This window comes from Pseudomonas frederiksbergensis, from assembly GCF_003732665.1.
Lineage (GTDB): Bacteria > Pseudomonadota > Gammaproteobacteria > Pseudomonadales > Pseudomonadaceae > Aquipseudomonas > Aquipseudomonas frederiksbergensis_G.
Map to the genome: position 1 here is coordinate 16,619 of NZ_MOBP01000021.1, position 15,501 is coordinate 32,119.

Here is a 15,501-nt window from a genome sequence, read left to right on the forward strand (position 1 = left end):
CAAGCCCGCTCCCACAAGGGACCTTCGGTGGGCACAAAATCTGCGCCCTACGATGATCAACTGTGGGAGCGGGCTTGCTCGCGAAAGCGGTTTCACCATCAACATGGATGGTGGCTGACACACTGCCTTCGCGAGCAAGCCCGCTCCCACAGGGGATTTGTGTTTTGCCCCAATTAAATGCATTTATTTCATATTGATCATCCCGATAATCAACTTACTTAATAATTAGCATATAACCAAAAAGACTTTCCCAACCGCTTTTTATAGAGATAACGTCAACCCCAGACCGACCCCTTCTCCAGGCGGAGGCCACACGAACCCGCCTGGAGCCTGTCATGTCACTCAAACCGCTGTTGTTGAGCCTCTTCTGCACCCTGGGCTTCACCGCCATCAGCCATGCCGCCGACCTGCAACCCTTGCTGGTAGCCAATCAAAAATCCTCGATCAAGGTGCTGCTGGACGTCTCCGGCGAATTGAAGGATGTGCCCTACGAAATCCAGTTCTCCGAATTCCCCGCCGCCGCGCCGTTAGGCGAAGCGCTGAACGCTGGGGCGGTGGACATCGGCGCCCTCGGTGATGCGCCTTATGTATTCGCCCTCGGCGCCGGTGCGCCGCTCAAAGTCGTCAGCATCATCCACGCCGAAGGTCGCTACACCACGGCCATCCTCGCCCTCAAGGATTCGCCGCTGAACAACGCCAGCGACCTCAAGGGCAAGCGCATCGTCACCACCCGCGGTTCCATCGGCCATTTCCTGGCGATCAAGGCCCTGCGCAGCGTCGGCCTGAGCACCCACGACGTGCAGTTCATCTACCTGATGCCCAGCGAATCGCGAATCCTGCTGGATAACGGCAGCGCTGACGCCTGGTCGACCTGGGACCCTTACACCACGATTTCCACCACCCAGAGCCAGGCCAAAGTCCTGGCCAGCGGCGACACCTTGCTGACCAACCATTTGTATCTCGCCGCCACCAGCCAGGCGATCGCCGCCAAGCGCCAGCAACTCGACGATTTCGTCGCCCGGGTCGACCGCGCCTACCGCTGGACCAACGCCCACCCCGAGGAATATGCCGCCGCCCAGGCCAAGGTCACGGGCCTGCCGCTGGACGTGCACATCGCCGTGAACAAAGGCACAAACATGCAACCGGTGAGCATCGACGACACGGTGATCAGCGGCTTGCAGACCACCGCGGACATCTATCAGGAAGAAGGGATTCTCACCCGGCACATCGACGTCTCCCAAGGTTTCGACAAGAGCTTCAACGCCCAGCGTGCCCCGATCAGCCAGGCATCGCGCTAATTCAGGAGTAGAACCATGAGCAAACAACGTCAACTGAAACTCGGTGCGATGGTCCATGGCGTCGGCCACGGCTGGGGCGAATGGCGCCACCCGCAGGCCCAGCCCAACGCCAGCGTGAATTTCGACTTCTACAAGCAGCAGACGCAACTGGCCGAAGGGGCGAAGTTCGACTTCGTGTTCATCGCCGACAGCCTGCACATCCACGAAAAATCCAGCCCGCACTACCTCAATCGCTTCGAGCCGCTGACCATCCTTTCGGCGCTGGCGGCGACCACGAAACATATTGGTCTGGTGGCAACGGTCACCGTCAGCTACACCGAACCTTTCCAGGTCGCGCGTCAATTTGCGTCCCTGGACCACATCAGCGGCGGTCGCGCCGGCTGGAACGTGGTGACCTCCTGGCTCAGCGGCACCGCCGACAACTTCGGCAAGGCCGAGCACCCGCCCCACGCCGTGCGCTACCGCATCGCCAAGGAACACGTGGAAGTGGTCAAGGGTTTGTGGGATTCCTGGGAAGACGACGCCTTCGCCTACAACAAGCAAAGCGGCGAATTTTTCACCCCCGGCAAACTGCATGCGCTGGAGCACAAGGGTGAATTTTTCTCGGTGAAAGGGCCGCTGAATATCGCTCGTTCACAGCAAGGCCAACCGGTGATTTTCCAGGCCGGCACCTCGGAGGCCGGGCGCAATTTTGCCGCCGAGAACTCCGATGCGATTTTCGTCAGCCCCGAAACCTTCGATGAAGCCAAGGCCTACTATCAGGACCTGAAACAGCGCGCCAGCGGCTTCGGCCGGGATGCACAGAAACTGTCGATCCTGCCGGGCATCCGCCCGATTGTCGGTCGCGACGAAGCGGAAGTGGAAAGCCGCTATCAGCAAGCGGTGGAACTGGTGAGCATCGAGGACGCGATTGTCGCCCTCGGCCGGCCATTCAATGACCATGACTTCAGCCAGTATCCACTGGATGCGCCATTCCCCGAGTTGGGTGACTTGGGCGCCAACAGTCAAAAAGGTGGGTCCGACCGGATCAAACAACTGGCCAGGGACGAAGGCCTGACCTTGCGCCAGGTCGCCCTGCGCTTCTCCCGGCCACGAAGGGATTTCGTCGGCACACCCGAGCAGGTCGCCGACGCCCTGCAAACCTGGTTCGAGGCCGGCGCCGCCGACGGTTTCATCATCAATTCGTTGCTGCCCGATGGCTTGCAGTACTTCACCGAACTGGTGGTGCCGCTGTTGCAACAACGGGGTCTGTTTCGCGATGAGTACAGCGGCAACACCCTGCGCGACAACCTGGGTTTGCAAGCACCGCAAAACCGCTACGCCACCACCCAAACTCAAGAGAAAAGCGAGGCCGTGGCATGAGCGAATCCCTCAATCAATTGCTCGCGGACTTGCACGCCGAACGCCTGGCCACCTGGGAGCCGGCGGCGCTGCAAGTCAATATCGATCAGCGTCAACGCCTGGTGGATGAAGCCAGAGTCGAGGACTTCGTCAAGGTCGGCGACACCCTTGAGCCCTTCACGCTGTTGAAAGTTGAAGGCGGCGAACTGAGCCGTGACGAATTGCTCGCCAACGGCCCGGCGGTGCTGATTTTCTTCCGCTTCGCCGGCTGCCCGGCCTGCAACATCGCCCTGCCCTATTACCAGCGCCGGCTCTATCCGCAACTGCACGCCCTCGGTGTGCCGTTGGTGGCGGTCAGCCCACAAGTGCCGCAGCGCCTGATCGAGATCAAGACCCGCCACACCCTGGAACTGCAAGTGGCCAGCGACCCGGACAACCAGCTCGGCCGGCGCCTGGGCATTCTCTATAGCTTCGATGACGCCTCGCGCAATGCCGCGCTGGCCAAGGGCAAAAGCATCGGCGAAACCACCGGCACTGGCACCTGGGAACTACCGCAACCGACCGTGGTGGTGATCGCCCAGGACGGCACCGTGGCCTTCGCCGAGGTCAGCCCGGACTGGCTGGTACGCACCGAAGCCGACCCGGTGTTGCGCGCCGTTGAACAACTGCTCGGGCAAATCCCCGTGCGAATCGCTATCTGACCAGAGCCTGACCATGACGAAACTCATTCAACAAGGACAGTTCAATCGTCGCGGTTTCCTCACCGCCAGTTCGATTGCCGTGGGTGCGCTGGGGCTGTCCTCCCTGGGCTTGAGCCCCCGCGCCTTCGCGCAAAACACCGCGCTGTCGGAGCTGACTCTGGGCGTCGCCACCTATCGCGGCCAGGAGTCGTATTTCACCGAGGACGCCGGCACCGCCAACCGTCCTTACAAGGTCGACTACGCGGAATTTGCCGGCGGCAACCTGATCGTCGAAGCACTGGCCTCGGGCAGCCTGGACATCGGTTCCATGAGCGAAATCCCGCCGATTTTCTCGATCCAGAGCCATCGCCAACCCCGCCTGATCGCGGTCATCCAGGGCGATGTGAACAACCAGGTGATCCTGATTCCCAAAGACTCAACGCTGGAATCCGTCGAGCAATTGCGCGGCAAACGGGTTGGCTACGTGCGCTCCACCACCTCGCACTATTTTCTGATCAAGGCCTTGAAGGAACAGGGCCTGACCATGAACGACATCACGCCGGTCGCGCTCACGCCCCAGGACGGTTTCAGTGCATTCCAGAGCGGCCAGCTCGATGCCTGGGTGATTTATGGCGTGTTTATCCAGTTGGCGAAATTTCGCAGCGGTGCCCGGGTGTTGAAAACGGCGCTGGGCTACCTGTCCGGCAACTACCTGATGGCCGCGCGCCCCGCCGCCCTGGAAGACCCGCTGCGCAAACAGGCGATTCAGGACTACCTGCAACGCACCGCCCGCACCCTGGACTGGATCAACAACAACCCCGAGCCGTGGGCGACAAAATCCGCGCAGTTGCTGGGGGTTGATAAAGCCGTGTTCCTCGACATGTACAACCGCCGCAGCCAGCCGTGGAAAGTCCTCGAAGTGGACGACCAGGCCATTGCCTCACAACAGGAAGTGGCGGATTTGTTCTTTGATGCCGGGGTGCTGAGCGAGCGGCTGGATGTCGCGCCGTTGTGGGACAAAAACTTCAAGTTGCTGCCGCTGTGAACGGATTTCCAGCCTATTTGATCGGATGAATCAATCATGAGTCTTTCTTCTCAACACGCTCCACCGCTGCGCTCTATCGAAGCGGCCAATTTCGAAGCCCTGCTGGAAACCCTCAGCGCTCAACTCAGCGCCACGGCCCACGTCTATGACGAAAGCGGCGCCTTCCCCCAGGCCAATTTCAAGTTGCTGCATGAGCACGGGCTGGTCGCACTGACCGTGCCCAAAGCCCTCGGCGGTGGCGGCGCGAACCTGAGCCAGGCACGCAAGGCCATCAGCGCCATCGCCAAGGGCGAACCCTCGACGGCGTTGATCCTGGTGATGCAGTACCTGCAACACACCCGCCTGCAAGACAGTAAAACCTGGCCCGAAGCCCTACGTTTGCGAGTGGCACAAGACGCCGTGGAGCAAGGTGCATTGATCAACGCCCTGCGGGTTGAACCCGACCTGGGCACCCCGGCCCGTGGCGGTTTGCCGGCCACCGTGGCCCGACGCACCGCTGCCGGTTGGCGTATCAGCGGGAGGAAAATCTACTCCACCGGCAGCCATGGCCTGACCTGGTTCAGCGTCTGGGCGCGCAGCACTGATGAAGACCCTTTGGTCGGCGCTTGGCTGGTGCACAAGGACACGCCGGGCATCAGCATCATCGAGGATTGGGATCACCTGGGCATGCGCGCCACGTGCAGCCATGAAGTGGTGTTCGATAACGTGCTGGTGCCGCTGGAACACGCCGTCAGCGTCAGCCCCTGGAGCGCGCCGCAACCGGAACTCGATGGCGACGGTTTCCTGTGGATGTCGGTGTTGCTGGCGTCGGTGTATGACGGCGTCGCCCAGGCTGCCCGGGACTGGTTTGTCGGTTGGCTGGAAACACGCAAACCGTCGAATCTCGGCGCGGCGCTGTCGACCCTGCCGCGCTTCCAGGAAACCGTCGGCCACATCGACACCTTGCTGTTCGCCAACCGCAGCCTGCTCGATTCCGCCGCCGAAGGCCGCACGCCTGCAAGCCACGCCGCGCAACTCAAATACCTGGTCACCGGCAACGCCATCCGCGCCGTCGAGCTGGCCATCGAGGCCTCCGGCAATCCCGGTTTATCCAGGAACAATCCGCTGCAACGGCACTACCGCGATGTGCTGTGCAGTCGCGTTCACACGCCGCAAAACGATGCCGTGCTGCAAGGCGTCGGCAAAGCGGTATTCGCCCAGCGCCAGCCAAAGGACCGCCCATGAGCCAGCTCGTGATTGCCAGCCAGCTGGACGTCGATTTCAACGATGTGATCCGCCAGCGCCTCGCCCACACCCATCCCGGCGCCGTGGTCCTGGATGTGCCGGCCGGTGTGCCCAGCGACCTGCCCGCCGAGGTCAGCATTTTGCTGGCGCGGCCAATCAATGTACGCGGCTACCTGGCGCCGGACACACCGCCGCCGGGGTGGCCCTATGGTTTGAAGTGGATTCATGTGGTGTCGTCCGGCATCGACTTCTACCCCAAATGGCTGTTCAACGGCCCACCGGTCAGCACCTCCCGAGGCAGCGCCGCCGAGAACATCGCCGAATTCGCCCTGGCCGCGATCTTCGCTGCCGCCAAGCATCTGCCGGATATCTGGGTGCATGACTCGACATGGAATTTCACCGCGCTGACACCACTCAAGGGCACCACCCTGGGGATTCTCGGCTTCGGCGCGATTGGCCGCAGCCTGGCGACCAAGGCCCATGCCCTGGGCATCAACGTGGTTGCGTTGCGCCAGAGCAATACGCCGTTCGAGGTGGAAGGCGTCGAAGCGGCGCGGGATATCCATGAGCTGTTTGCCCGCTCCGATCACTTGGTACTGGCCGCGCCGCTGACCGCTGCCACTCGGCATATCGTCAACAGTGCGGTACTCGCCAGCGCCAAGCCCGGCCTGCACCTGATCAACATTGCCCGGGGTGGTTTGCTGGACCATGGAGCGCTGCTTGAAGCGCTGGACAGCGGCGCGATTGGCCTGGCTTCGCTGGACGTGACCGAGCCCGAACCACTGCCGGATGGACATCCGCTGTACGCTCATCCGAGGGTGCGCCTGTCGCCCCATACCTCGGCGATTTCCAGCAACAGCCGGCATGAAATCGCCGACACGTTCCTGCCCAATCTTGAGCGCTTCCTTAACGGTTTGGCGCCGGAGAATCTGGCGAACGTACAGCGCGGGTATTGATACCGGCCGATCCACCGCCTTCGCGGGCAAGCCACGCTCCCACAATTGGAATGCATTCCCCTGTGGGAGCGTGGCTTGCCCGCGAAGGCGTTTTATCATCCGCCGCAACAACATCAGCATTACGCATTTCATCTAAGCACTTAATGCCTATTTTTTATAATTAACTTATAACTAATCGGACTTTTACAGCGCCGCTTTATACAAATACTGTTACAACCATCACCGACCCCTGACCAGGTGGAGGCCCACGGAACTGCTTGTTTTTCCGGCCGACACCACCCCACGGTCACTTGCCACACCCAAACCCAAAACCGGCTCAAGCCACCCGCCGCCATGGCTTTCGACTCATGGCCCCGGCAACGCTTTGCCCAAAAAAAACGACAACGCCAATGACACACCTGGGGCTCACCATGCACAACACCTTCACTGCAAACCGTCTGACGCTGGCCGTGTCGCTGGCCCTGTTCGGCTTGTCGGCCCACGCCGAAGAAAACACCAAGGATGGTGCCCTCCCCACGGTGACCGTCACCGCCGAACACCACAGCGAGGACCTGCAAAAAACCCCGCTGGCGATCTCGGCGTTCGACGAAAAAACCCTGGACGACAAGCAGATCAAAAGTGTCCGGGACCTCTCCGGGCAAGTGCCGAACCTGACCCTCAGCCGTCAGTCGATCTCCTACAGCGCCCAGACCTACGGCATTCGCGGCATCGGCGAAACCGACCCGATCCAGGAATCCGCCGTGGCGGTGTACGCCGATGACCTGTACATCCCACGGGCCATTTCCTCGATGCTCGATTTCAACGACGTCGAGCGCGTCGAAGTGCTGCGCGGCCCCCAAGGTACGCTGTATGGACGCAACAGCAGCGCCGGCGCGATCCGCGTGATCACCCGCGATCCGACCCAGGAAACCCGCGGTTTCTTCGAACTCGGCGCCGGTAATTACAACGCGCAGAACGGCCGCTTCCTGATCAGCGGCCCGCTGGTGGACAACGCATTGTTTGGCAGCTTTTCGGCGATTCGCCTGACCCGTGACGGCACCGTCTCCAACCCGACCCGGGGCAAGGACGTGAACAACGTCGACATCCAGTCCTATCGCGGCAAGTTGCGCTTCAACCCCATCGATTCGCCGTGGGATGTGCAACTGACCCTGGCCGGCACCTTCGACCGTGGCGACACCACCAGCTACACGCCATTCGATGCCAACGGCCACTTCGACAAATTCAAAAGCTACAGCAGCCTCGATCCGAAAAACCGCCTCGATCAGGGCAGTTCGGTGCTGCGCGCGATCTACACGATCAACGACAACCTGAACTTCAAATCCGTGACCGCCTACTCGGGGTTCAACCAGCCCGTGGACTACGACAACTCGGGGCAAGCGGCGCTGATCCAGCAAAACCTGATCACCTACAAGCAGGACTACGCCACTCAGGAATTCCAGCTCAACGGCGACTACGACAAATTCAGCTTCAGCACTGGCCTCTATCTGTACCGCGAGAAGTTCGAAGCCGACCGCGACAACCTGACCTATTCCGTGGCGCGCAACCGAGTAATCGGCCAGGGCCAATACAGCACGACCAACACCGAAAGCTACGCGCTGTATGGCCAGGGCAGCTACAAGATCACCCCGCAACTGTCGCTGATCGCCGGGCTGCGCTTCACCCGCGAACACAAGAATTTCGACTACACCAACTACGCGATCAACACCGACCGGCAGATCACCGGCACCAACTTCAGCGTCGATTCGAGCAAGTCCTGGCAGTCCACCAGCCCGAAAATCGGCTTCGAATACGCCTGGACCCCGCACCTGAATCAGTACGCCTACGTCGCCAAAGGCTTCAAGGCTGGCGGCTACGACAACCGCGCACCGACCCGGGCCGCCGCCGAGCAAGCGTTCTCCCCGGAAGACGTGACCACCTACGAAACCGGCTTCAAGGGTGACTTCTTCGACCAGCGCCTGCGGGCCAACGTCGCGGTGTTCTACAACGACTACAAGGACCTGCAGACCAACGCCTATGACCCGGCGCTGGGGGTGAGTCTGCGCACCAACGTCGGCCAGGCCCACACCTACGGCGTCGAGCTGGAAACCCTCACCGCCCTGACCCGCGACCTGCAACTGACCGCCAACGTCGGCTACCTGCAAAGCCAGTACGACGACTTCGAAAACGCCAGCGGCGCCGGGGTCGATGCCAACGGTAAACAACTGGTGTTCTCACCGCGCTGGAACGCCAGCGTCGGCCTCAACTACACGATCCCGGCCGGACTGCCCGGCACTTTGCTTGCGGGCACCGATGCGCAGTTCCAGACCAAGTCCTACGCCAACGCATTGAACGACGACGTGCAGCAAATCCCCCAGCAAACCTTCTGGAACGCCAATACCCGCTACATCTCCAGCGACGGTCACTGGACCACCACCCTGGCGGTGAAAAACCTGCTCGACCGTGCCTACCCGCAATCGGTCGGCTACGTGCCGTCCAGTGGCGCCCGCTTCTACTCGATCAACGACCCGCGAACCCTGTTGTTGTCGCTGCGTTACGACCTTTAACCCTCACGTGATCCCCCCGTAGGAGCTGCCGAAGGCTGCGATCTTTTGATCTTGTTTTTCAGGATCAAGATCAAAAGATCGCAGCCTTCGGCAGCTCCTACGGGGGATCCAAATCTCTTCAATGCCAAGGAGCAACACGATGGCTTTTACCCGCAGAGAAATGATTACCCGCATTGCCGCCGTCGGCGGTTATGGCGCCGCCGTTAGCGCCCTCGGTGCACTGGGGCTGACGCCGCAAGCCGTGGCGGCGACGTTCACCCCGTTGCAACTGGGCAGCAGTGGCAAAGGCAAAAACGTGGTGGTGGTCGGCGCCGGGATCTCCGGGCTGGTCAGCGCCTATGAGCTGCGCAAGGCCGGTTTCAACGTGACCATTCTCGAAGCCCGGGAGCGTGTCGGCGGCCGTAACTGGACCTTGCGCCGGGGCACCAAAGTCGATTTCGACGATGGCGTGAGCCAGACCGTCGACTTCGATGACGGGCACTTCTTCAACGCCGGCCCGGCGCGCATTCCCAGCCATCACCAGACCATCCTCGGCTATTGCCGCGAGTTGGGTGTGGAGCTGCAAGTGCTGGTCAACAGCAGCCGCAATGCACTGGCCCTGCCGGACCCGAGCAAACCGGCGTTCCAGTTGCGCCAGGCCGTCAACGACACCCGTGGACAGTTATCGGAGTTGCTGGCGCGCACTGTCAGCCGCAAGGCCCTGGACCAGGACTTGAGTGTCGACGATCGCAAGGCGCTGCTGAATTTCCTCAAGGTCTACGGCGACCTGAATGCCGACCTGCAATACAAAGGCTCGGTGCGCTCCGGCTACACCCGCGTGCCTGGCGCCGGCGATCAAACCGGTGTGACTCGCGCCCCGCTGGAGCTGCAAACCCTGCTCAATCCCAAGCTCTGGGGCGCATTGGTGTTCGATGAAATCCCGGAGTTTTCCTCGACCATGTTCCAACCGGTGGGCGGCATGGACCGGATTCCCTATGCGTTCTACGACAAGCTCAAGGACGCGGTGCGTTTCAACGCCGAGGTCAGCGACATCCAGACGTCCGACAACGGCAGCCGCATCACCTATCGCGATCGCAAGACCGGCAAGACCCAAACCCTGAACGCCGATTACGCGGTAGTCACCGTGCCCCTGCCGTTGCTGGCAAAACTGCCGAGCAACTTCAGTCAGCCGTTCAAGCAGGCGATTCTCAGCGCCCAAAGCGATCAGGCGAACAAGGTCGCCTGGCAGTCGCCGCGCTTCTGGGAAACCGATTTCAACATCTACGGTGGCCTGTCTTACCTCGATCACGAAGTCAAAGGCTTGTGGTATCCCAGCGATCGCTTGAACAGCGCCCAGGGGATTCTGGTCGCGGCCTACAACACCGCAGAATCGGCCCAGTCTTTCAGCCAAAAATCCCTCGCCGAACAGTTCGCCTCGTCCCGGCAAGCGGTCGAACTGCTGCACCCCGGCCATAGCGCCAAACTGCAAAAACCGGTGGCGATCAACTGGGCCAAGGTGCCGTTCAGCAAGGGGCCGTGGATTGTCAACGACGAGGTCGGCGAGAGCGCTTATCAGATTCTCAACCAACCCCAGGGCCGCACCTACCTGGCCAGCGACGCCCTCGCCCACGGCGGGGTCGGCATCTGGCAGAACAGCGCCGCCGACTCGGCACGACGCATCGTCGCGCTGATTGGCCGGCATGCCGAACGCACTCAATCGGGCGTTGCCGCCTGATGCGCAAAACCCTTGTGGGAGCGGGCTTGCTCGCGAAAACGGTGTATCAGTTGATAGAGATGCTGACTGACACGACGCCTTCGCGAGCAAGCCCGCTCCCACAGGTTATTTCTCCCGACTCACTTAAAGGACTGAACGATGAAAGCCATTACCTTGCTCACAGGATTGCTCATGACCGCCACCGCCCTCACCAGCCAGGCTGACGAAATCAAGCGCATCGCCCTGCCCAATTCGAATTTCCCTATTTCCCTGGCGGTGCAAGTGCCGGCGCAAACCGAGTTGTTGTTCGTCAGCGGATTACTCGCCGACTTGCATGATCCGAAAGCGCCTAAAGACTCTTTTGCCGCCTACGGCGATACCGCGACCCAGACCACCTCGATCCTTAACAAGCTCAAAGGCGTGCTGCAAAGCCAGGGCCTGGACCTCGGTGATGTGGTGCAACTGCGGGTGTTCCTGGTGGGTGATCCGGCCAAGGGCAACAAGCTCGATTTCGCCGGTTTGCAGGAAGGCTACACGCCGTTCTTCGGCAGCACCGCGCAGCCGAACAAACCGGCGCGCACCGCGATTCAAGTGGTTGCCCTGCCGCTGCCCGGTGGCCTGGTGGAAATCGAAGCCGTCGCCGCACGCAAGAAGTGACACGGACAACACCAGACATTCAGGAGCTTCACCTTTATGCGCCACTGCCCAGTCCCCGTTTACCGTCCTTTGTTATTGCCGCTGTCCTTCGCTTGCAGCCTGACCTCGTTCAGCCTCGAAGCCGCTGAAACCGGCGCGCCGACCCTCGACACAGTGGTCGTCACCGGCAACCGTGGCGCCGAGCAACGCACCGTCACCACCAGCCCGACACCCATCGATGTGGTGACGGGCGAACAACTGCGCTCGGTCGGCAAACCGAGCCTGCTGGAAGCGTTGAGCAAATTCATTCCGTCGTTCAACTTGCCCGACCGCGCCGGTTGGGATGCCAGCGGCGTGGTGCGTTCGGCGACCCTGCGCGGGCTTACCGCGTCCCATGTGCTGGTGCTGGTCAACGGCAAGCGCAGACACACCAGCGCCACCCTGAATATCAACGGCATCAACAGCGGCGCGGCGCCGAGCGACCTGGACCTGATCCCGGTGGCGTCCATCGACCATATCGAAGTGCTGCGCGACGGTGCGGCGGCGCAATATGGTTCGGACGCGATTTCCGGGGTGATCAATATCATCCTCAAACAGACCACCGGCGGCAGCTCCGACACCACCCTCGGCCAGGGCTACGACGGCAAGCGCGGCACCGGGCAGGAAGCGCTCAATTATGGGTTTCAGGTCGGTGAAGCCGGGGTGCTCAACGTCTCGCTGGACACCCGGTATCAGGAGCGCGACAACAAGGCCGGCAGCAACGGCTACAGCGCTCATTACTATCCCCTGGCCGATGGCTCGCCCGATCCGCGCGAGGCCGGTGCCAGCCACCACACCTACAAAGGCTACGGCTTGCCCCGCAGTCAATTGGCCGATGCCGGCTACAACCTCGACCTGCCGCTCAACGATGGGCTGACCCTGTACTCGTTCTCGACCGTGGCCACCCGGGAGAACAACGACGGCCAGAACTTCCGCCTGCCCAGCGGGCGCAACACCATCACCACCGGCCCCAACGGCTATCCCGATGGCTACAGCCCTTACTGGCTGGTCAACGAAACCGATTTCCAGTCCGCGTTCGGCGCCAAGGGCGACAACTTCGGCGGTTGGGCCTGGGACCTGAGCAGCACTTACGGCCGCAACTACGCCAAGCAACGGACCTACGACAACCAGAACCCGTCCCTGGGCGAAAACACCCCGAACAAGTTCACCTCCGGCATCTACATCGCCGATCAGTTGACCAGCAACCTCGACCTGAAAAACAGCTACGAAATCGGCCTGGCCAAACCCTTGGACGTGGCCTTCGGTTTCGAGCATCGGCGGGAAAGCTACGAGACCCGCGCCGGCTCCGAAGCTTCGTATATCGATGGCGGCTACGTGTTCCCGGACGACAGCCCACGGGCCGGGCAACGTCCGGACCCGGGGGCGCAGGTCACCAACGGCATCATCCCGCAGGACGCGCAAAAAGTCAGCCGCAACAGTGTCGCCAGCTACATCGATCTGGGGTTCTATCCGGTTGAACAGTGGTACGTCGGCGTCGCCGGGCGTTACGAGCATTACAACGAAGGCGTCGGCGGCACCCGTAGCGGCAAACTCAGTACCCGCTATGAATTCAACCCGGTGTTCTCGGTACGCGGCAGTGTCAGCAATGGCTTCCGTGCGCCGTCGTTGGCCAACGAGATCTTCACGGCGCGCTCGACCGGGTTCGACACCATTAATGGCGTCTACCAGTCCTACAACTACGTGATCCTGCCGGTGGATTCAGCAGGCGCCCAGGCCCTCGGCGCCGAAGCGTTGAAGCCCGAACGCTCGACCAACTTCAGCCTCGGCTTCGCCCTGACCCCCAGCGATGACTTGAGCCTGACCGTCGACGGCTACGTGATCAACTTGCGTGATCGCCTGGTGCTCAGCGAACGCTTCCAGGGACCGGGCATCGCCGCCCTGCTCGACGGCATCGGCGTACCGGCCACGGCAGGCGCGCAGTACTTCACCAACGGCGCGAGCACCCGCACTTCCGGGGTCGATGTGGTCGGTAACTATCGGCAGAACCTCAACCGCTACGGCACGGTGAAGTGGACGGCCGCGCTGAACTACAACCACACGCAGATCCTCAGCGTGAACGACACGCCGGAACAACTCACGGCATTGGGCGGCAACTTCCAGCTGATGGGCCGCCAGTCCCGGGCGCTGATCACCAAGACCTCGCCGAGCAGCAAGATGATTTTTTCCGCCGACTGGGGCATCAGCGACTTCGACGTCAACCTGCGCCTGACCCGTTATGGCACCTACACCGAGGTCAACAGTTCGAGTGATTCGAGCCTGGACCGCGAGTACTCGGCCAAGTGGATTACCGACCTCGACGTCGCTTATTCATTGACCAAGCAACTGACCGTGGCCGTGGGCGCGCAGAACCTGTTCGACAAATACCCGGACCATATCGGCGTACCCAACTCGTCGTTCGGCGATAACTGGGGCAGCTATTCACCGTTCGGCTTTACCGGCGGTTACTACTACACCCGGTTGCAGTACGCGTTCTGATGCACAAATCGCGGGCAAAAAAAAATCCCAGGCAGCTGATGGACGCCTGGGACTTAAAAATGCATAAACCGTGGTGGTGAACGCGGGGCAATATTAACCTACTAAAACACTTTGAAACAATATATTTCTGCGCACTGTTCGGTTAATTAACGCCGTAAGCCCTTATATATCATCACTATTTGTGCGGGCTTCAAGACATCAAGCGATTGGAATCAGCGGATCAGCGGCGGCCCATGCCGTCTCACGATTGGCCGCTGGCGGGTAAATCCACACGGTGTTGATCTGAGTCTTGAGCTCCTTGCCTTCCTGCTTCACCAGTTTGACCTGGCGATCCCACCCCTCGGTGTACACCGCGCCCCAGGCCCCCAGGTCCAGGCACGTCACGTACTTGGGCTGGCTGTATGGGGTCGGGTCCACGCCGAGAATCTGCGCTGCCACGTTGTTGCCGGCGTGACGGCCGAGGACGATGGCGTGCTGGCAGGTCATCAGGGCGTGGTTGCCGATGTCATCGCTTGCGGCGTAGGCCACGTCGCCGGTGGCGAAGATATCGTCCTGGCCGATGACTTTCAGGTGCGCATCCACATGCAGGCGGCCGAGGTGATCGCGTTCGGCGGGAACCTGTTCGGTCAGCGAGCTGGCGCGCACGCCGGTGGTCCAGATCACCGTTTTGGCTTCGATGCGTTGGCCGTCGGCCAGGGTCACACCGTTTTGATCGACCGAAACCACCGACGAATTTAGCTGCCACTTCACGCCCAACTCAGTACTCGCCTCAGCGATGGACTGGCTGATTTGCGCGCCCATGGAGGCACCGACCTTTTCGCCGCGATCAACGATGATCACGTTGATGTTCACGTTATCCCCCAGGATCGCTCGCAGACGAGCGGGCATTTCGGTCGCAGTTTCAATCCCGGTGAAGCCACCGCCGGCGACGACCACGGTGTTGCGGGCGTTGCTTTCTGGCAGTTTGGCCAGGGACTTGAGGTGGTTTTCCAGGCGCACGGCGTGTTCGATTTGGTCCACATCAAAGGCGAAATCGGCCACGCCCGGGGTGTTGGATGACGCCAAACGGCTGCCGGTAGCCAGAACGAGTTTGTCGTAGCTGAGTGCCTGTTTGGCACCCGAAGCGTCCAGATAGCCGACGCGTTTTTGCTCGACGTCGATGGTTTCAGCAGCGCCCTGGACGAACTTCACACCCACGGCATCGAACAGCTCGCCAATCGGCGCGGCCAGTTGATGGGCATTCGGTTCGTAGAAGCGCGGACGCACCCGCAGCTCGGCCTGTGGCGCCAGGACGGTCACTTCAACGGCGTCGTGGCCATGAATATCGAACAGTCGCGTGGCGCTCAAAGCCGTCCACATTCCACCAAAACCTGCGCCAATAACCAGAATCTGTTGTTTCATTTTTAACTCCGAAGGGAAAACCAGGTGATGAATGAGTTCAGAGGCACGGCTGCTGCCTGACCGAATAACTACGACTCTATTGGTCGCCTTTATTCTAAACAAGTCAACTTTACTGATCATTCCAATCGGTTTATCGAATGTGTCCCTGC

At 61.1% G+C, this 15,501-nt stretch carries 11 protein-coding genes; 10 read left to right on the forward strand and 1 reads right to left on the reverse strand.

All coding sequences use genetic code 11. The annotated features are described in order from the left end of the window. The first annotated feature begins 335 nt into the window (after positions 1-335). The 10 genes from BK665_RS26825 to BK665_RS26870 all read left to right on the forward strand — a co-directional run bounded on the left by BK665_RS26825 (position 336) and on the right by BK665_RS26870 (position 13,951). Entirely contained in the window at positions 336-1,298 is a 963-nt protein-coding gene (locus tag BK665_RS26825; protein ID WP_123409551.1) for an ABC transporter substrate-binding protein, read from the forward strand. Between the two features lie 15 nt (positions 1,299-1,313). Next, entirely contained in the window at positions 1,314-2,660 is a 1,347-nt protein-coding gene (locus BK665_RS26830; protein ID WP_123409552.1) for an LLM class flavin-dependent oxidoreductase, read from the forward strand. After that, on the forward strand, positions 2,657-3,340 hold the full coding sequence (locus BK665_RS26835) for a peroxiredoxin-like family protein (protein ID WP_123409553.1): 684 nt from the start codon (positions 2,657-2,659) through the stop codon (positions 3,338-3,340). The genes BK665_RS26830 and BK665_RS26835 overlap by 4 nt, the downstream gene beginning before the upstream one ends. Positions 3,341-3,353: 13 nt before the next feature. Then, on the forward strand, positions 3,354-4,364 hold the full coding sequence (locus BK665_RS26840) for an ABC transporter substrate-binding protein (protein ID WP_123409554.1): 1,011 nt from the start codon (positions 3,354-3,356) through the stop codon (positions 4,362-4,364). A gap of 36 nt (positions 4,365-4,400) precedes the next feature. Then, entirely contained in the window at positions 4,401-5,588 is a 1,188-nt protein-coding gene (locus tag BK665_RS26845) for an acyl-CoA dehydrogenase family protein (protein ID WP_123409555.1), read from the forward strand. Further along, positions 5,585-6,544: a D-isomer specific 2-hydroxyacid dehydrogenase family protein gene (locus BK665_RS26850; protein WP_123409556.1), complete on the forward strand. Its 960-nt coding sequence runs from the start codon at positions 5,585-5,587 to the stop codon at positions 6,542-6,544. Before BK665_RS26845 ends, BK665_RS26850 begins: the two co-directional genes overlap by 4 nt. Positions 6,545-6,954: 410 nt before the next feature. Then, positions 6,955-9,087 carry a TonB-dependent receptor gene (locus BK665_RS26855; RefSeq protein WP_123409829.1) on the forward strand — a complete coding sequence of 711 codons (2,133 nt, stop codon included), beginning with the start codon at positions 6,955-6,957 and terminating at the stop codon, positions 9,085-9,087. A 139-nt stretch (positions 9,088-9,226) separates the two neighbouring features. Then, positions 9,227-10,801 (forward strand): flavin monoamine oxidase family protein, encoded by a 1,575-nt coding sequence (locus BK665_RS26860; RefSeq protein ID WP_123409557.1) that lies wholly within the window; start codon positions 9,227-9,229, stop codon positions 10,799-10,801. Positions 10,802-10,939: 138 nt separating this feature from the next. Beyond that, positions 10,940-11,437, forward strand: coding sequence for a RidA family protein (locus BK665_RS26865; protein ID WP_123409558.1), 498 nt, complete (start codon positions 10,940-10,942; stop codon positions 11,435-11,437). Positions 11,438-11,473: 36 nt separating this feature from the next. After that, on the forward strand, positions 11,474-13,951 hold the full coding sequence (locus tag BK665_RS26870; RefSeq protein WP_123409559.1) for a TonB-dependent receptor plug domain-containing protein: 2,478 nt from the start codon (positions 11,474-11,476) through the stop codon (positions 13,949-13,951). A gap of 198 nt (positions 13,952-14,149) precedes the next feature. On the opposite strand, the gene BK665_RS26875 is transcribed toward BK665_RS26870, so the two are convergent. Continuing rightward, positions 14,150-15,352 (reverse strand): NAD(P)/FAD-dependent oxidoreductase, encoded by a 1,203-nt coding sequence (locus tag BK665_RS26875; protein ID WP_123409560.1) that lies wholly within the window; start codon positions 15,350-15,352, stop codon positions 14,150-14,152. Positions 15,353-15,501 lie beyond the last annotated feature (149 nt).